The sequence below is a fragment of the Candidatus Hinthialibacter antarcticus genome, from assembly GCA_030765645.1.
In the GTDB taxonomy this organism is placed as follows: domain Bacteria; phylum Hinthialibacterota; class Hinthialibacteria; order Hinthialibacterales; family Hinthialibacteraceae; genus Hinthialibacter; species Hinthialibacter antarcticus.
Window position 1 is genome coordinate 263,509 of record JAVCCE010000011.1, and the last position, 18,075, is coordinate 281,583.

The window sequence follows — 18,075 nt, forward strand, 5'->3', positions numbered from 1 at the left end:
GTGTTTTTTAGTATATCATTATTTGGTTCAGAAAAAAATAAAAGAGCACCAAAATCAATTCGAAATGATGGATAATCTAACGATGAGACGACTGTCTATTTTATTTGCATTGTTTGTGTTTGTTTCCCAGAGCGGTATGGCGCAAGAAGTTGACTTAGTTGAGTATTTTCGCTTTAACGATCCCCCCGTTGCTTCCGGTTATGTCGGCCAAACAACAGACGGCGCGTATGTCACACGATTTGAATACACGCCTGACTTTTCTTTCAATGGTTTCACCACGCTCAAACAAGAACGCTTGAGCGGCCCCATCGTGGCTGAAAACAGCGTCAATACCAATTATTTTTTGGTCAGTGATACATCCTGGGACACAGTCGGCGTAGCATTTACTGCAGAAATCGGCAGTGCATCCTTCCCGATGGAACTCAAGTTTGATCCACCAATCTCCACCGCGCGGTTTGTTGCCATCGGCGACACCATAACTCAAACAGGAACGTCTCTCGTGTTTTTGGCGGCAATCCCTGTTAATATCAATTTTAATGTAACAATGAATGTTCTGGGGTTTGAATCGCTCGAAACCCCACTCGGACAGTTTGACAATACATTGAAGATGGAACGCCTGGTCTCCTTCTCGATTCCAGGTCTAGAAGAACGGATCGAAACGACAGAATGGTATCACCCAAGCGTAGGCCTCGTTCGTTCAGACGCGATTGGCGGCGGCGACAGCCTGTCGATTCAACAAATTGAACCACCACTGGACACTGGAATCAGAAATTGGAAGTCTGCGCTCGACTAAATTCGTTGCGAAACGCTTGTAGAAAGAATTCGTTTATACCGAGTATAGGTTCTTTCTATTGGGCTTTCTATTGGGTATTCAATTTTCGTTTATCAACTCAACGAAGCATTTGTCTTGCCTTGTTTTTCTGTTCAATTACAGGAGAAGCGAATGAAAAGCCGTCCACCGAAAGTATGTCGCCACTTACACAATTCAGTTTAGAAGAATTATTAAATCTGCAAGTCACGACAGTTTCAAAAACAGCTGAAAACCAATTGGACGCCGCCGCCGCCATTTATGTGATTTCGCAAGAAGACATTCGACGCTCTGGCGTGACCAGCGTGGCGGAGGCGCTGCGCCTGTCTCCCGGTTTACACGTTGCGCGAATTGATTCCAACAAATGGGCGATCAGCGCCCGCGGATTCAACGACCGCTTCGGCAACAAACTGTTGGTGATGATTGATGGGCGCTCAGTCTATACGACGATGTTTTCCGGCGTGTATTGGGATATGCAAGATTTAATCTTAGACGACATCGACCGCATCGAAATCATACGCGGCCCCGGAGCAGCGCTATGGGGGGCCAACGCCGTCAATGGCGTCATCAACATCATTACCAAAAAAACCGCTGACACGCGCGGCGGGCTTCTCAGCGTGTTGGTGGGGACGGAAGACCAAAACATCACCCAGTTTCGATATGGCGCACCATTAGGCAGCGAAGCCGATTACCGATTGTACGGTAAATTTTTCGACCGCGACCATTTTTCAACGCGAAACGGCGACAACGCGGACGACGAGTGGAGCGGCGGGCGCGCCGGTTTCCGCATGGATTGGACGCCGTCGTCTCAAGACGCGGTAATGTTCCAAGGCAATCTCTATACGGGGGAATCTAAAACCGCCGAACAGCTGCCGTTTTCTACGCCGCCATACTTAGACCACTTTCTCGGCGACGATGACTATTACGGCGGGTATATTTTGGCCAACTGGGAACGACAACTCTACGATGAATCAAACATAAGCCTACAAACCTATTACGATCACGACCGCCGCGATAACGCATACGCCGACATCACCCGCCATATTTTTGATATTGATTTCCAGCATAATTTCCCATTGTCGGACTGGCAAGAATTCAGTTGGGGACTGGGATACCGTCTCACTGCTGATGACATTGACGACACGATCCGTTATATGGCGTCGCCCGCGAGCCGAAACGACCAGTTATTGAATGCGTTCTTACAAGACAAAATCGAACTCATTGAAGATGAATTAACGCTCACGCTCGGCAGCAAATTTGAACACAATGATTATTCGGGCTTTGAAATCCAGCCGAGCGGCAGACTGCTCTGGTCGCCCAATGAACAGCACCGGCTGTGGGGCGCCATTTCTCGCGCCGTGCGTACGCCATCGCGCTTTGAACATGACATCCGCTTTCCAATTTTGGCTACGCCTCCGTCAAGCGAAAGAAACCCGCTGCCCATTCCAGTGGTCGCGTATGTTCAAGGCGATGAAGATTTCGATGCTGAAGACCTGCTTGCGTTTGAAATCGGCTACCGCTATCTGTTCAGCCAAAAATTGACCTTCGACGCAGCCGTGTTTTATAACCAATACACAGGTCTGCGTTCGGGTACGCCGGATGTGCTGACCTTATCGGATGACGGCCTCTATGGCGTGGCGCCTATTTTGGCGGACAACGACATGGATGGAGAAACCTACGGCGCTGAAATCGCGGTGGACTACGCCCCCGTTGAATGGTGGGCCTGGGCGCTCACCTATACCTGGATCGACATTCAACTGCATCTGCCGTCAGACAACCCAATCGTAGATGTGTTAAGCGATGAAAACGGAACGCCCCGCCATCAAGCCTCCTTGCGCAGTTCGCTTGATATCGGCGAGGAGATCGACTTTGACCTCTGGCTTCGTTACACCGACAAACTGCCGACGTATGACGTTCCGTCTTATTTTTCGTTGGACGCCCGCTTGAGTTGGTCGCCTGGCGATAATTTCGAGTTCGTACTCGGTGGACAAAACTTATTGAACGACAGTCATGTTGAATTTACGCGCTCGAATTTTTTCGCCGCGTTTCCGTCTGAAGTCGACCGTCAGGTATACGCAAAGGTGACATGGACATTCTAAACGCTATGCGCTCTTTCTACGGGGAATTCGCGCGACGCCTTTCCGGCGACGCAGCGGCGCCCGTGCGCCTAGCGCGTAGAACGTGGGGCCTTGCGGCGATTGCATTGATCGGGTTCAGCGTTTTCGCCCTGCCTCAGTCCGCGCAAAGCCAACGCGTCTATGATGAGTACGAAGTCAAAGCGGCTTTCATTTATAATTGCATGCTCTTTGTTGACTGGCCGAATGAAACCGATAACGAATCGAAAAAGCCTTACACAATTTGCATATTAGGCGAAGACCCATTTGGCAAATTTTTAAACACGATCGCCCGCACCAAAACCATTCAGTCGCGCCCCATCAAAATTCAGCGAATCAAATCGCTCGAAGAATTCAAGGACGCGCATATTCTGTTCATCAGCAAAAACGAGCAACGAAACCTTAAGAAAATTCTTGAAACAGTCAGCGACAAGCCCATACTCACCATCGCTGATTTTTCGGGCTTTGCCGACAACGGCGGCGTGTTGGAATTCTTGCTGATTAACAACCGGGTCAATTTCCGGGTCAATGAAAAAACGGCGAACCAAGCGAAACTACGCATGAGCGCTCAGTTGCTCAATTTGGCGGTAGAAATTATTCGCGATCCTGAAGCAGAGGGTGCGTCCGAATGACAAATTTTGAAAATTTGCCTATACAGCGCAAATTGATTTCGATCATACTCCTCACCAGCACGATTGTTCTGGCTCTGGCTTCGTTTGCGTATTTGAATGTTGAAATCATTTCGTTCCGAACCAATCTTGTCGAAGAAATCACCACTCTCTCGGATGTCATCGGCCAAAATCTCACAGCCGTCATCCGATTTGACCGTCCCGAAGAAGCCGAAGTCATTTTGCGATCCATTCAGACGGTGCCAAGCATCAATTCCGCCTGGGTCTATCGGACGGGGTCGAGCGCATTATTGGATACAGGCCCTGATGACGGCCCGCCAAAATTGTTCACGTCTTTTGAGGCAAGCGTCTCCGACCAAGCGGGGGTTTCAAATACCAAAATCATCGAACCGCCTCTTGAGATTCTTACAGCCGTTCAATCGGACCTAACCCGTCCCGGCAATCACTTCGGTCTTCAAACTTTGCTTGTTTGGACCCCGGTCAAACTAAACGATCAGATTATCGGGACCGTCATCATTGAGTCATCTCTTGAAAATCTTTATCTACGTCTCTTCTGGTTTTTGGCCTACATTCTCGGCATTTTTGTGATTGCGCTCGGCGCCGCCTATTTTGTCTCACGCCTCTTACAAGGCTTTATTTCCAACCCCATCCTGAAACTCAGCGATGCGATGGGGTCCATTTCACGCGACCATTCGTATACGGCCCGCATGGAAGGCCGCCGCGCTGATGAAATTGGCGTATTAGAACGCGGCTTTAATGAAATGGTCGCGCAAATACAAAAACGCGACGACGCGCTGCAGCGCCATCGCGGAATGTTGGAACAACTCGTCGAGCAGCGCACCGCCGAATTAACCAACACCAATCAGGAATTAGAAGAAACCGTCATCGAACTTCAAAACGCGAAAGACGCCGCCGAATCGGCCAATAAAGCCAAGTCGCAGTTTCTCGCAAATATGAGCCATGAAATTCGCACCCCGCTCAACGGCATCCTCGGGTCTCTTGATTTGCTGCGAGCAGGCGACATCAACACTCAACAACAGCATCTGTTGGATATATCCCGCTATTCCGGCGATTCCCTGCTGCAAATCATTAATGACGTTTTAGATTTCTCCCGAATCGAATCGGGCAAGTTAAAGTTAGAAATTCTTGAAATCAATCTGTTGGAATTGATCGAAGACACCATCGACCAACAAGCGGAACGCGCCTACCGGAAAGGCCTGGAACTCACCAGTTATTTCCCGTCGCTCGCGCCCATCAAAGTGAAAACCGATCCGTTGCGTCTTCGGCAAATCTTATTGAACCTACTAAGCAACGCCGTGAAATTCACCGAACAGGGAGAAGTTTCGTTAAGCCTGGATGTGATCGAAGAAGACGCTGACTCCATACGAATTCGCTTTTTGGTCGAAGATACCGGCATCGGCGTTGACCCGGCGCTCAAGCACCGCCTGTTTCATTCTTTCACGCGGGCGGATGAAACCACCACCCGTCGGTTTGGCGGGGCGGGATTAGGGCTGGCCATCTCAAAGCACCTAATCGAAATGCTGGGCGGCGTCATTGATTTTATTCCAAAAAATACAAAAGGCGCGACTTTTTGGTTTGAGATTCCGCTGCAACGCGGTCAAGAAAACGTATTGACTGACCGTCCCAGAACTTTCCAGGGCAAACGGGCTTTAATTATTGATCCAAACCCAAAAATCTGCCGAATGGTCAGTCATTGGCTGGATTACTATGGCGTTCATACAGACTACACCCAAACCGACCTAGACGGTTGGAACCGAATCCAAAGCCAAATTGAAAAGCAGGCGCCGTATGATTTCATCTTTATTCCGTCTTCCTTACTCGAAAAGTTGAACCATGAAGTCACTCAGGCGTTCTTGAATCCACAGGCGCTAAATCCAACCGCCTTGATTGTTATGGCCCCAATGGGCAAAACGTATGACGCTGAATCTCTGCAAGAGTTTGCCTCATCAATAATTTTAGAAAAACCGATTCGCCAGTCGCGTTTGCTGAATGCGTTACACACGGCCATACAACCCACCGTCGAACCCGGTGAACCCACCACGGAAGATGTTGCAAATTCTCCGCCGGAACCCGCGCCGGCTCTCGGCATCGTCCTGTTGGTTGAAGACAACCGCATCAACCAAACTATCATGAAGAAAATGATTGAGCATTTGGGGTATATCGTCCGCATCGCCTCCGATGGACAAGAAGCAATCAAACTATACAAAAGCGCACTGTTTGACGTGATTTTAATGGATTGCCAGATGCCCGTCATGGATGGGTATCAAGCATCAACGAAAATACGGCAGATTGAAAACGAACCGGGAAACGACAGCCACATTCCCATCATCGCGGTCACGGCGCACGCCATAAAGGGAGACCGGGAAAAGTGCATCGCTTCTGGCATGGACGACTATATCAGCAAACCATTTACCCTGGAGCAACTAGGCGAAAAACTCGAGCAATGGCTCTCTGCAAACCCGATGCAAATAGAGAAAGTCGCAAAAATTCTTCCAAACACGGAACCACCGCAAGAGCAAGAAAACGCCTCTGCGGCTCCTGAACCGCTTCATTTAGACCTTTCCATGTGGGCCAATATTGAAGCGCTACAATCAGGGCCAGACGACAACCTGTTGCATGAGGTTATGCAAAATTATCTAACGGACGGGCAAAGCAACCTTGAAAAATTAAACCAATCCATTGAAGAGCGAGATGCAAAATCTATTGAATTGATTGCTCACACATTTAAATCGAGCAGCGCCAACGTCGGCGCTATGCGTTTATCTTCTTTCTGTAAAGAACTAGAATTAAACTCACATGCGAATGAATTGGGCCAAGCAACGCCTTTGTTTGAATCAATGCAAAATGAATTCGCCATTGTAAAGCATAAAATTTTAGACCAGTTAGAAAAGCGGGCCCATGCAAGATAGCCAAAACCAGACATACAAAGCCTTGATTGCCGACGATGATGCAAGTTTTCGTTTTCTCGTCAAGAAAACTCTTAGCCAATCCGGGTTTGAATTGATTGAAGCCAGCGACGGAGAAGAGGCCGTCGAACTGCTCTATGAGCATCCCGTTGATATCCTGTTGCTTGACATTTCAATGCCCAAACTGGACGGCCTGGCAACCTGCCGTAAAATTCGCGACGCTGAGGACGGGACCCGAATCCCGATTGTCATCATCACAGGCGTTGACGATGTAGAAGCAATCAAAGATTCGTTTCGTGCAGGCGCGACAGATTTTATTGCGAAGCCCATTAACTGGCTGATTTTTGCCGAACGCATGCGTTTTATCATTCGCGCCAATCAAGAGCAACTGGCGTTTTTACATGATGACGAAACGCAAGATGACCTGTTAAACCAAATTTCAGGGCTGCCTGACGATATTCAATTTTCTGAACCAGTCGATAAACACGTCTTATGGAACCTGCACCTGCTTGAGAGAGAAACGGGATCGGAATTTATCTCTCAGCTGGTCAAATCATACTTGAATGAACTCCCAGGCATGTTGAAACAAATCGACGACGCTTTCAACAACCGCCACAAAAAAACCTTGCACGAAATCGTTATTCGCGTCAAAACAAAAAGTGAAATCCTCGGCGCCAAGTTAATGGTTGCCGTCGCTCGTGAAGTAGAGCATTCGATTCTCAGCGGACGCTTTCAATACGATCAAACAATACCAGAACGCTTTCAACAAGCGTTTGATTTGACCAAATCAACTCTACTGCAAACAGCGCAAGACCTTATTTCTGGAAAAGAGGGCGAACCTGTCGATTTGGATTAATTCAATCATCGCTTAGGTTTTCCCCTTCACACCTCACACCGACGTAATATATCGTTACTTCATTTCTATTTTAAAAAGTTTTTTTGAAATAATACTTGACAAAATCACAAATCTATACTTAATTGATAAAGTAATATAACTTAAACCAATCGGGAGAAGAGTTATGAAGAGAACACCCAGATTTTGGAAGACGCTGAGCGCTATGGTTTTTGGCGCGGCACTCTGCTTGTGCGCCAGTTTTGACGCAAACGCAGCCGCTTATATCAAGTTTGATGGCATCGATGGCGAGTCGGTTGATGTGAAGCACGAGAAATGGATCAACATTCTCAGCTTTGAACATGCAATTCGATATGATCGAGACCAAGGAGACGCCAATCCAACGCGTCGCGGCAAGACTTCATTAAGTGATCTTACCTGTGTGAAAGAACTCGATAAATCGAGTCCGAAATTGGCCGAGAGCATACTCACGAACAAAGTCTTTCCCGAAGTGAAAATCGAAGTGACCAAACGCGGCGCAGGCGGCGAAAATCAGGCAGTCTATTTAACCTACGAACTGAAAAATGTAATCGTCACCAGTTATCAGTTCCAAGCGTCTGGCGACGGCGATGAACCTCCGGTTGAAGTCTTTTCTCTCAACTTCGAAGAGATCAAAGTGACCTACAAGGTCTTTGATGCGACTGGCGGCGCCAATGAAAGCGTCGAATATAATTGGAAAGTAGAAGAAGGCGTATCCTAAGGAGCCGAAGAATGTTACGAAACCGAACGGTTTTGCTGCTCCTGGGTCTGGCGCCTCTGTTTTTGTTGACGAGCTCGACTGCTCATGGAGCAGCGTATATCAAGTTTGACGGCGTTGACGGCGAGTGCCAAGACGCGAACCACAAAGGGTGGAGCGATATCCTCTCCGTCGAACACTTAATTCAGCATGTACAAATTGCGACGAGCGGACGGACGCTTGCGCAACATTTCGATCTGACGTTTACAAAAGAATTAGACAAAGCCAGTCCAAAACTGGCGGAAGCGTGTCTTAGAGGCAACAAGATCAAACGTGTTTTGATTGAGTTCCAATCGAACATTGATAATCCATTCATTTGGGAACGAATTGTTTTAGACAATGTTTTGGTCTCTCGTTATGAAATTCAAACGTCAGACGAAATTCCACAGGAAAGTTTTTCATTAAACTATGAAAAGATTCATTGGCGATATGTTCCAATCAATGCAAATGGAAGCGGAGAGGCGCCGGTGACATTCGGCTGGGACCAGATCGCGAATGTCCCCTTTGACCCGGAACAGGCCGAACCAACGCCAACCCCGACTGTGAATCCAGTCGAACCAACGCCAACGCCGGTTACAAACCCGGTTGAACCAACGCCGACGCCAATTGTTGGGCCTATTGACCCAACGCCCACGCCGCCGACGCAAGGCAGCGTGACCATTGGCGGCGACTTGCTCAATCTCTATGAAGACGAGTTTCGACAAAAGGCCGTTATCGTACGCGAGTTGAATTTGTCGCAAGACCCGCCGGGTATGTCGGACTTATTCAGCGAGCAATTTTATTCGATGGCTTCCTTGCCGGGCGGCGGCGTGATTACCAACGTGAAAAAACGCAACCTTCAAGGATTCGACAACGCCGAAATTCCTGACGACGCCGATCTGTTGGTGCGAATCACGCCGGAAGGCGAGATGCTGCCGTTTGCGCAAATCAAATCGCCGGACGTTCTGCTTGACGGCGAGCCGATTCAAGACGGTGAATCCAAATTTTTGAATCTATCGTTTAATGGAAAAGATGAAATCAGCGTACTCATCCGCGTAAATGGTAAAAACAATCGAAGCAATAGTCCTTATGCAGCCGTTGTGTTATTAAAAATCGTTGGGCCGTTTGACGCAGCCAGCGTCGGTTCGTTCCGCGTATATTAACAAACGTATCTCAATGTTCATTCAACGCCGCTGAGTGTATAATATTCAGCGGCGTTTTTTATATCCACAACAATAGGCATTGATTCATCATCAAGATTTTGAAATGATTGTTTATCAAGAATGAAGAAGGAGTCGTTTTATTATGCGTTTTGTTTTAACCATTACCATTGTGATTGCATTTAGTCTAATCTCAGCCTCGTCCGACGCTCAAACCAACCGGCCTACGCTTCCCGACCCCGTCAAGCAAACGCTGCAAACCCAGATGAAAGAGAATTTCAAACAGGCGTTAACTCAAAAAACAACATTTCAAGGCAAAGACGCTTACTATGTGCGAATTTCTCGTCCACAAAAGAAAACCAAGCATGTAATAATCGCAACCGACGGTTCGATGCTCGATCAATGGATCAGCGGTCAAATCCGCTTGCGCAATGGGCGCTTGATGCGGGATGACGATCCCTATTCGATCCGCACCGTGCATACCGCTGATATCGGAGACCCCAAACAACCCGTCTCGCATGTCTTTCAGCAATTTTTCAAAATGTCAGACGTTGGCGGCACCGCGCTTTCATTCGACTTATATGGTTTTGAAGACAATGGCGCAAAACTCAACGCCGACGCCGTCAAACGCGTTCAATTTATCATCGGTCAATTGGGCAATTACTGGACGGGCGGCGTCTGTCGCGTGTTAGGCCCTAACGCGCCCCAATCAGCGCAAGGCCGAAAACAGGCCGTTCAAACCGCTGCGAAAACATTTGCGAATGAGCCGTCCATCGCCTTTTGGATCGACGGCCCCGACGCCGAAACGCTGGGCAAAGAGTTCAAGCGCCTCGCGCCGGAAATCTGCGTCATCGCGCCCGGCGGCGACCTTGATCTCGTCTACGTTCCGCCAAAAGAGTCTCCCAAGAAAACAATATTGGTCGCAGGCAAAATGATCGAAACACGAAGCAATGTCCAATATATTTTGGCTGGCAGCGAACGCGACTTCGCCGCATTGGAAGCCGTCAATAAGTTCCCTGCGGAGTCGATGACCTTAAAACCGTCTACCAATGGGCTAACTAAAAAAGAAATCGAAGAAGGCTTCGTCTCTCTCTTTGACGGCAAGACGCTCAACGGTTGGTCAGTCACAGGCGGCAATGAAGACGGCTTTGTCGCGAAAGGCAACGCCATCGAATGGGTCGAAACCGGCGCGGGCGCTCTGCAAAGCAACAAGCGCTACGGCGATTTTATCATTCGTTTGGAATACCGCATCGAGAAAAACGGCAACAGCGGGCTGCAACTCAGAACGCCGCGCAACAACCGCGCCTCACGCATCGGCTTTGAATTTCAGATGCTCGGCGACCACGGTCAGGAACCCAACAAAAACAGTACCGGCTCCATCTATGACGTGATTCCTCCATTAAAGAACGCCTCAAAGCCGTCGCCCGAATGGAACCAAGTTGAAATCACGATGGACGGCCCGAAGATCAAAGCCTTCTTAAATGGGGAGTTAGTTCAAGACCTGAGTTTTGATGATTATGACGAACTAAAGTATCGCTTGCGCAAAGGCTTTATTCGCTTGACGGACCATAACAACTATGTTGCGTTTCGTAATATCCGCATCAAAGAGTTGTAATCAATTCAGACGCTAAACGAAAAAGGGATGGAGGCTTCTCCATCCCTTTTCTTATATCGTTATTAATTGCGACTAGGCCGCTTCGACGAACTTGGCTTTCGGCGCGTTGCAGATTGGGCATTTGTCGGGCGCTTCGCCTAATTCAAGATTGCCGCACACCGGGCAGAGGAAGATCGACATGGAAGCCAGGTCTTTTCCTGCTTCGACGGCTTCGAGCGCTTGTTTGTATAAATTGTGATGAATTTCTTCCGCCTCTAGCGCATGGCCAAAGCCGATCGCGGCGCGTTTGTTGCCTTCTTCTTTGGCGGCTGCAAGAAATCCTGGATACATTTCCTGAAACTCATAACGCTCGCCTTCGACGGCTTCTTTCAAATTGGCGAGGGTGTCTTTAACGCCGTCCATGGCGCGAAGGTGCGCATGAGCGTGGATGGTTTCCGCATCTGCGGCGGCGCGAAACAGTTTGGCGACTTGGGGGAATCCGTCGCTGTCGGCTTTTTGAGAAAAGGCGAGATAACGGCGGTTGGCTTGGCTTTCTCCTGCAAAAGCATCGGCTAGATTTTCATTGGTTCCCATGATGTGCGTCCTTTCAGCTGTGGTGAAATCTGGTTCCAAAAACTGGAATCTTTTTAAGAATCGTTCTTATTATAGTACGCATTTTTCTATTTTGGGGAGGCGTACCATTACGCCTTTTCCCAAGGCCAAGGTAAAACATTCGCCCGTTTGGCCCAGGCGTCCCACATCTGCTTCATTCTGGCGGCGCGTCCGGGATAAACGTCGATCAGGTTGTGCATTTCCGTCCGGTCGGTTGAGAGGTCATAGAGTTCCCAGGCGTCTTGATCTTCAGGAGTTACTTGAAGGTTGCGTTTTACCCGCGCGACCAGTTTCCAGTCGCCAACGCGGACAGCGCGGTTGCCTTCGTGCTCCCAATAGATGGCTTCGCGCTCGAGAGGCTGACCGTCAAACGCGGGCAGCAGGCTGAGGCCTTCCATCGGCGTAATTGGATTGCCGTTGTATTCCGTTGGGTATTCCGCATTGGCAACGTCAACGCAGGTCGCCATGATGTCAATGAGATGCCCCGGCTGCTCGCGTAGCGCGCCGTGATCGGTCACGCGATCCGGCCAATGGACGATCAGCGGGGTTGAAATGCCGCCTTCATGTTCCCAATGTTTATATAGACGAAACGGCGTGTTGCTGGCGTTGGCCCAGCCTTTTCCATAAGCGATATAGGTGTCAGCCGCGCCGGGCATGACGCCTTTTCCCGTCCGCACGGGACGCCCGTCACGCGTCACCTTGGGCTGCATGTCAGTTTGCAATTCCCCTAGCGCCATCGGCTTCAACATGACCGGTTCGGATGGATCAGGTTTTTCTGCGCTCCCGCTGCCATATTCTTCGGCGCATCCGCCGTTATCTTGCAAGAAAAAGACCAGCGTGTTGTCGAGTTCGCCATTGGCTTCGAGCGTATCAATGATGCGTCCGATTCCCTGGTCCATACAATCAACCATGGCGGCGTAAACTTCCATGCGGCGCGCATGCCATTCTTTCATGGGTTCGTCTTCCCAGGCGGGAACGCCTTCATCGCGCGGCGTCATTTCCCATTTTGGATCAATCAGCCCCAATTTGACCATGCGTTCATGGCGCTCTTTTCGCAATGCGTCCCATCCGGCGTCATAGCGGCCTTTGTATTTGGCGATGTCCTCCGGCTTGGCGTGCATAGGCCAGTGCGCGGCGGTGTAAGAGACATACATGAAAAAGGGATTGTCTTCGCGGTGGTTTTCAATGAAGTGCGAAGCGTAGTCGCTAATCGCATCGGTATAATAAAAGCCGTCCCACGGAGCGATAAAGTTATTGTCGAGCGTGAGCGTATTCGGATCAAAAAAACTGCCCGCGCCGTGAATGGTTCCAAAAAAGCGGTCGAAGCCGCGTTGACGCGGCCAGTTGTCGCGCGAACCATCAGGTTTAATATTGGGCGTGACGTGCCATTTGCCTGACATATATGTTGAATACCCGGCGCCTTTGAGCGCTTCCGCGATGGTGACGCAATTCCGGTTCAAGTTTCCGCGATAGCCCGGCAGGTTACGGTCGGTCATCATGTGCCCGACGCCCGCCTGATGAGAATACAATCCCGAGAGCAAACTTGCCCGCGTCGGGCAGCACCGAGCGGTATTGTAAAACTGCGTAAAGCGAACGCCCTTGCCTGCCAGGCGATCGAGATTCGGCGTGTGGATTTCGCTGCCGTAACATCCCAGATCAGAGAATCCCATATCATCCCCCATAATGAGAATGATATTGGGGCGCTTGGTCGATTCGGTCGATGTCACCCGCCGTTCTATACCCGCGCAACTTGCGAGAGATAAAGCCGCAGAGCCAAGCCCGGCAGCGCTGGCGTTTTTCACAAACTTCCGTCTTGAAATGGGATTCATTTTTATATTCCTACGTTTAAGAGATTCAATCCGAACACAATATAACACGAACGCAATCCACTCTAAACATGAATTAAGGTTCTTCCGAAAACTGGGTACTTTTTTATAAATTGAATTGAGATTTCGCTGCATGCGGCATCAATGTCATTGACTTAAGGGATGGCAAGCCAAGGCGTCGCGAAGTGAAGACAGCCCTTGATGCAACGAATCAAAAATATATCAGCTATGTAGGGGCGTAACGCGTTGCGCCCGAATCCCCCCTGTCGCTTTCAGCGCCATCCCCCCTTAAAAAGGGGGGGGGTAAAATGACATTGGCTTCAGTGCGGGCTTTCAGGCCCGTTTGCACAGGCGCTTCCAGAGTTGCATTCATGCCTGATTTGGTTTGTCTATTTTTGATAAGCCGGAATACGTTTTCCTAAACAAAATTATTGCATCCATCAATGTAGGGACTCACTTACCGGATGAACCTTAATTGAACTCCGTCGGACTCAGGAATAGAGAATTGATTCATTTTTCGATACATTGGTATATAAACGGTCATGTTTTTTTACTTAAACATGACTCACAAATCTATATACATTTCAGGGAGAGTTTGTCCCATGGCAGACAAATGTTATTTAGGCGTAGATTTAGGAGCAGAAAGCGGGCGCGTGATGGCGGGCCTGTTTGACGGAAAAACGATTCGATTAGAAGAAATGCACCGTTTTTCCAACGGGGCGACCTCGCTAGGCGGTTCGCTGCGCTGGAACGTACTCAACCTGTGGTCGGACATCAAGCGTGGACTTGCAGTGGCGGCGGAGCGCTACGGCGACGGCATTGCGTCCGTCGGGGTCGATACCTGGGGCGTCGATTACGTCCTGCTTTCCAAGACCAACGAGATACTTGGTCAGCCCTTTCATTATCGCGATGACCGCAACATTGGCATGATGGAGTATGCGTTTTCAAAAGTCTCCCGTGAAGATATTTTCGCCGCAACTGGCGTTCAATTTATTGTTTTCAATACTCTCTACCAACTCATCGCAACCCAAAAACAACATCCAGAATTACTTGACGCTGCTGACGCGCTGTTGATGATGCCCGACTTTTTTCATTGGTGCCTGAGCGGCGAGCGCAGCAGCGAGTTTACCGAAGCGACTACCTCGCAATGTCTTGACGCCGCGACGGGAGATTGGTCCTTTGATTTGCTGAACAAATTCGACATCCCGACAAACATATTTCAACCAGCGGTTTCGCCTGGGACCAAAATTGGCGCCTTGCGCGATGACCTCGCCGCTGAAACTGGACTCAAGCGCATCGACGTCGTAGCGCCCGCGTCACACGACACTGGCTCCGCCGTCGCAGCGGTTCCGACGCGAAACACGGGCAAGCCCAACTGGGCGTATATCAGTTCGGGCACATGGTCGCTTGTGGGGGTTGAAGTGAAACCCGCGATTCTTTCGCCGGACGTATTAAAAGAAAACTTCACCAATGAAGGCGGCGTTGACGGCACTTATCGCTTACTGAAAAACATTATGGGCCTCTGGTTGGTACAGCAATGCAAACGTGCATTTGAACGGCGCGGCGAAAATTACGATTACGCGCAACTCGCCCAAATGGCAAGCAAAGCGCCCGCATTCCGTTCCATCGTTAATCCTGACGATCCGCGTTTTCTCAATCCAAGCGATATGACCGAAGCGATTCAAACCGTGTGTAAAGAATCCGGGCAGCCGGAACCGGAGACGCCCGGTCAATTTGTTCGATGCGCACTCGAAAGTTTGGCGCTCAAATACGACGTCGTTATTCAAACCGCTGAGCGATTGACCGGACAAAGCGTTGAGGTCATCCACATCGTCGGCGGCGGCTGTCAAAACCAATTGCTCAACCAACTCACGGCGAACGCCTGTGGAAAACCCGTTGTCACCGGCCCGATTGAAGCAACCGTACTCGGTAACCTGCTGGTGCAAGCGCGCGCGTCGGGCGATCTTGGCTCACTGCAAGACATTCGCGACGTAGTGCGGGCGTCGAGCGAAATGGTTGATTATGAACCTACGCAGAGCGAAGCCTGGACGCACGCCAAAGAGCGCTTTCAAGCATTACTCAGTAACGCATAAAAAATTTCAGGAGACGAACATGCACCGTTTTGGAATCTCACTCATTACTCTTTTACTGCTAACGGTTTCATTTTCACACGCCCAGACGCCCGGCGAACAAGTCGAGATGAAAACCGGGCTGCACTACAACTATTTGCTCCATCTGCCCGCCAGCTATGACGAAAACAATCCGCCGCCGTTTATTTTGTTTCTTCACGGCGCGGGCGAACGCGGCAGCAATTTAAGCTCAGTCGCCGTACATGGCCCGCCCAAACTCACCACCAACGTCCGCTATCTGGAACGGCGGTTCGAGTGGAGCGAGTTTCCCTTCGTGGTGGTTTCGCCGCAATGCCCGACAGGCGAGTGGTGGCAGAATGAACACCTGATCGAGTTGATGAATGAAGTCATGCAAACCGTCAACGTCGATCAAAGCCGCATGTATATGACCGGGCTTTCGATGGGGGGATTTGGAACTTGGAGTTTCGCCAGCGAATATCCAAACTTCTTTGCGGCGATTGTCCCCATCTGCGGCAGCGGCGACGCGCCGGGCTGGAGCGGTCTGCGTACGTATACGCAGTTGGATATCCCCAAAGCAAAAATCGAACAACTGGTCGGCATCCCGGTGTGGGCGTTTCACGGCGAGAGCGATACCGTCGTCCCCATTAACGAACAACGCCAGACCATCGAAGCATTTCAAGCCGCAGGCGGCGACGCGCAATTTACGACATACCCCGGCGTTGGCCATGATTCATGGACAACCACTTATAACAATAAAGATGTCTATGACTGGTTACTGTCGCATCAAAAGAAACAGGCGTCAGTGAACACCGCTGAAAAAAACCGTTAGGCTTATTCTCGATTTTTATTTTGGGAGGCGCACCGATGGACCTACAACTACACCCGGTTGATATTGGCATCATCATTTTATACATTGCGTTGACCATTGGTTTAGGATTTTGGATCTCCCATCGCGCCTCGAAGAACCTCGAATCGTACTTTCTCGGCGGCAAGACCATGCCCTGGTATGTGCTGGGCATTTCAAACGCGTCCGGCATGTTTGACATCACCGGCACCATGTGGCTGGTTTCGATTTGTTTTGTTTACGGCCTCAAGAGCGCATGGCTGCCCTGGCTGTGGCCCATCTTCAATCAAGTTTTCCTCATGGTGTTTATGAGCGCCTGGCTGCGCCGCTCGAACGTGTTGACTGGCGCCGAGTGGATCACAACCCGTTTCGGAAAAGGGACGGGCGCGAACCTGGCGCACATCAGCGTGGTCATTTTCGCTCTGGTCAGCGTGATCGGCTTTTTGGCGTACGCATTCGAAGGCATCGGCAAATTCGCTTCGATCTTTCTTCCCTGGGACCTGCCGCCGGAAGCCTACGCCGTCATCATTCTCGGCATAACCACGCTGTACGTCGTCAAAGGCGGAATGTTCAGCGTGGTGGTAACGGAAGTGTTGCAATTTTTCATCATGACGTTCGCATCAATTGCTGTGGGCATCATCGCTATGATGAGGGTCTCGCCCGAAATGCTTGATGCGGTGTTGCCTGCAGGTTGGAAGAACGTCTTCTTCGGCTGGAAGATGGATATGGATTGGAGCCAGACGCTCGGCTCCGTCAACACGGTGATACACGAAGATGGATACGAACTCTTCACCATTTTCTTTATGATGATGGTGTTTAAAGGCGTGTTGGTCAGCCTCGCCGGCCCGGCGCCAAACTACGACATGCAGCGCGTACTCGCCACCCGCAGTCCGCGCGAAGCCAGTATGATGAGCGGCTTCGTCAGTTTGGTGCTGTTCTTCCCGCGCTATATGATGATTGCTGGTTTGACAGTACTCGCGCTGGGTTATTTCATTCCCGAAATGGCGCAAATGGAAAAACTCGACACGGAATTAATTCTTCCCTACACCATCAAAAACTTCATCCCGGTTGGACTGATGGGCATTCTGATTGCAGGCTTGCTCTCCGCCTTCATGTCAACTTTCGCCGCGACGGTAAATGCCGCTCCCGCGTATCTGGTGAATGACATTTATAAGCGCTACATCAATCCAAACGCCGAACAAAAAGTCTATATACGGATGAGTTATATCTCGTCTGTCGCCGTCGTCGTGGTCGGCATCGGCTTCGGCTTCATCATCGGTTCGATTGACGACATCACCAAATGGATAGTCAACGCGCTGTTCGGCGGCTACGCGGCGGCGAACATTCTCAAATGGTATTGGTGGCGCTTTAACGGCTTCGGCTATTTCTTTGGCATGATTACAGGCATCGCGGCTTCGCTGGTTTCGCCCATTATTATGAGCGCCTACTTCCCCGGCGTCAGCGATCTGTATGCGTTTCCGGCGTTGCTGTTGGTATCAGGCGTTGGCTGCATTCTCGGCAGTTTATTAACGCCTGCTGAAGACGACGAAATTCTCAAATCATTTTACAAGCGGATTCGTCCCTGGGGCTTTTGGGAACCCATCTATGCCAAGGTCAAACAAGACGATCCCGACTTCAAAAAGAACACCGATTTCTGGCGCGACATGTTCAATATTCTCGTAGGCATGATCTGGCAAATTTCAATGGTGGTGATGCCGATTTATCTGGTCATTCGCGAATGGCAAAGTTTCGGGGTTGCTCTGGCAGCGTTTGTTGTTACGACCACGATCTTGAAATTGAACTGGTATGACAAGTTGGAAGATGATACGCCCGAACCAGCGCAAGTATAATTCACCCGGGAGAA

The 18,075-nt window shown here is 50.0% G+C and carries 13 protein-coding genes; 11 read left to right on the forward strand and 2 right to left on the reverse strand.

Going from position 1 to position 18,075, the window contains the following annotated elements; translation table 11 throughout:
• Positions 1-82 precede the first annotated feature (82 nt).
• The 8 genes from P9L94_03935 (at position 83) to P9L94_03970 (ending at position 10,860) form a co-directional block, all read left to right on the forward strand.
• Entirely contained in the window at positions 83-793 is a 711-nt protein-coding gene (locus P9L94_03935) for a hypothetical protein (GenBank protein ID MDP8243207.1), read from the forward strand.
• A 173-nt stretch (positions 794-966) separates the two neighbouring features.
• Positions 967-2,907 (forward strand): TonB-dependent receptor, encoded by a 1,941-nt coding sequence (locus P9L94_03940; GenBank protein MDP8243208.1) that lies wholly within the window; start codon positions 967-969, stop codon positions 2,905-2,907.
• 5 nt (positions 2,908-2,912) lie between these two features.
• Positions 2,913-3,554 carry a YfiR family protein gene (locus P9L94_03945; protein MDP8243209.1) on the forward strand — a complete coding sequence of 214 codons (642 nt, stop codon included), beginning with the start codon at positions 2,913-2,915 and terminating at the stop codon, positions 3,552-3,554.
• On the forward strand, positions 3,551-6,481 hold the full coding sequence (locus P9L94_03950) for a response regulator (protein ID MDP8243210.1): 2,931 nt from the start codon (positions 3,551-3,553) through the stop codon (positions 6,479-6,481). Before P9L94_03945 ends, P9L94_03950 begins: the two co-directional genes overlap by 4 nt.
• Positions 6,471-7,334, forward strand: a complete 864-nt coding sequence (locus tag P9L94_03955; protein MDP8243211.1) for a response regulator — start codon at positions 6,471-6,473, stop codon at positions 7,332-7,334. The genes P9L94_03950 and P9L94_03955 overlap by 11 nt, the downstream gene beginning before the upstream one ends.
• Positions 7,335-7,497: 163 nt before the next feature.
• On the forward strand, positions 7,498-8,070 hold the full coding sequence (locus P9L94_03960; protein MDP8243212.1) for a type VI secretion system tube protein Hcp: 573 nt from the start codon (positions 7,498-7,500) through the stop codon (positions 8,068-8,070).
• Between the two features lie 11 nt (positions 8,071-8,081).
• Positions 8,082-9,248 carry a type VI secretion system tube protein Hcp gene (locus P9L94_03965; GenBank protein MDP8243213.1) on the forward strand — a complete coding sequence of 389 codons (1,167 nt, stop codon included), beginning with the start codon at positions 8,082-8,084 and terminating at the stop codon, positions 9,246-9,248.
• 142 nt (positions 9,249-9,390) lie between these two features.
• Positions 9,391-10,860: a DUF1080 domain-containing protein gene (locus P9L94_03970; protein MDP8243214.1), complete on the forward strand. Its 1,470-nt coding sequence runs from the start codon at positions 9,391-9,393 to the stop codon at positions 10,858-10,860.
• Between the two features lie 72 nt (positions 10,861-10,932).
• On the opposite strand, the gene P9L94_03975 is transcribed toward P9L94_03970, so the two are convergent.
• Positions 10,933-11,433: a rubrerythrin family protein gene (locus P9L94_03975; protein ID MDP8243215.1), complete on the reverse strand. Its 501-nt coding sequence runs from the start codon at positions 11,431-11,433 to the stop codon at positions 10,933-10,935.
• Between the two features lie 107 nt (positions 11,434-11,540).
• Positions 11,541-13,280 (reverse strand): arylsulfatase, encoded by a 1,740-nt coding sequence (locus tag P9L94_03980; GenBank protein MDP8243216.1) that lies wholly within the window; start codon positions 13,278-13,280, stop codon positions 11,541-11,543.
• A 599-nt stretch (positions 13,281-13,879) separates the two neighbouring features.
• Between P9L94_03980 and P9L94_03985 the strand changes: the two genes are divergently transcribed.
• Genes P9L94_03985 through P9L94_03995 form a run of 3 tightly spaced genes read left to right on the forward strand, consistent with a single transcriptional unit; the run spans position 13,880 to position 18,061 of the window.
• Positions 13,880-15,370, forward strand: coding sequence for a rhamnulokinase family protein (locus P9L94_03985; protein ID MDP8243217.1), 1,491 nt, complete (start codon positions 13,880-13,882; stop codon positions 15,368-15,370).
• Between the two features lie 19 nt (positions 15,371-15,389).
• A complete protein-coding gene (locus P9L94_03990) occupies positions 15,390-16,196 on the forward strand; it encodes a prolyl oligopeptidase family serine peptidase (GenBank protein MDP8243218.1) in 807 nt (268 codons plus the stop codon).
• A 35-nt stretch (positions 16,197-16,231) separates the two neighbouring features.
• The gene (locus P9L94_03995) at positions 16,232-18,061 is read left to right on the forward strand and encodes a sodium:solute symporter family protein (GenBank protein ID MDP8243219.1); all 1,830 of its coding nucleotides are present in this window, start codon (positions 16,232-16,234) and stop codon (positions 18,059-18,061) included.
• Positions 18,062-18,075 lie beyond the last annotated feature (14 nt).

Bases quoted from the DNA above. Each gene is read 5' to 3' on its own strand.
- P9L94_03935 (MDP8243207.1), top strand. From the start codon at position 83: ATGAGACGACTGTCTATTTTATTTGCATTGTTTGTGTTTGTTTCCCAG.
- P9L94_03940 (MDP8243208.1), top strand. From the start codon at position 967: ATGTCGCCACTTACACAATTCAGTTTAGAAGAATTATTAAATCTGCAA.
- P9L94_03945 (MDP8243209.1), top strand. From the start codon at position 2,913: ATGCGCTCTTTCTACGGGGAATTCGCGCGACGCCTTTCCGGCGACGCA.
- P9L94_03950 (MDP8243210.1), top strand. From the start codon at position 3,551: ATGACAAATTTTGAAAATTTGCCTATACAGCGCAAATTGATTTCGATC.
- P9L94_03955 (MDP8243211.1), top strand. From the start codon at position 6,471: ATGCAAGATAGCCAAAACCAGACATACAAAGCCTTGATTGCCGACGAT.
- P9L94_03960 (MDP8243212.1), top strand. From the start codon at position 7,498: ATGAAGAGAACACCCAGATTTTGGAAGACGCTGAGCGCTATGGTTTTT.
- P9L94_03965 (MDP8243213.1), top strand. From the start codon at position 8,082: ATGTTACGAAACCGAACGGTTTTGCTGCTCCTGGGTCTGGCGCCTCTG.
- P9L94_03970 (MDP8243214.1), top strand. From the start codon at position 9,391: ATGCGTTTTGTTTTAACCATTACCATTGTGATTGCATTTAGTCTAATC.
- P9L94_03975 (MDP8243215.1), bottom strand. From the start codon at position 11,433: ATGGGAACCAATGAAAATCTAGCCGATGCTTTTGCAGGAGAAAGCCAA.
- P9L94_03980 (MDP8243216.1), bottom strand. From the start codon at position 13,280: ATGAATCCCATTTCAAGACGGAAGTTTGTGAAAAACGCCAGCGCTGCC.
- P9L94_03985 (MDP8243217.1), top strand. From the start codon at position 13,880: ATGGCAGACAAATGTTATTTAGGCGTAGATTTAGGAGCAGAAAGCGGG.
- P9L94_03990 (MDP8243218.1), top strand. From the start codon at position 15,390: ATGCACCGTTTTGGAATCTCACTCATTACTCTTTTACTGCTAACGGTT.
- P9L94_03995 (MDP8243219.1), top strand. From the start codon at position 16,232: ATGGACCTACAACTACACCCGGTTGATATTGGCATCATCATTTTATAC.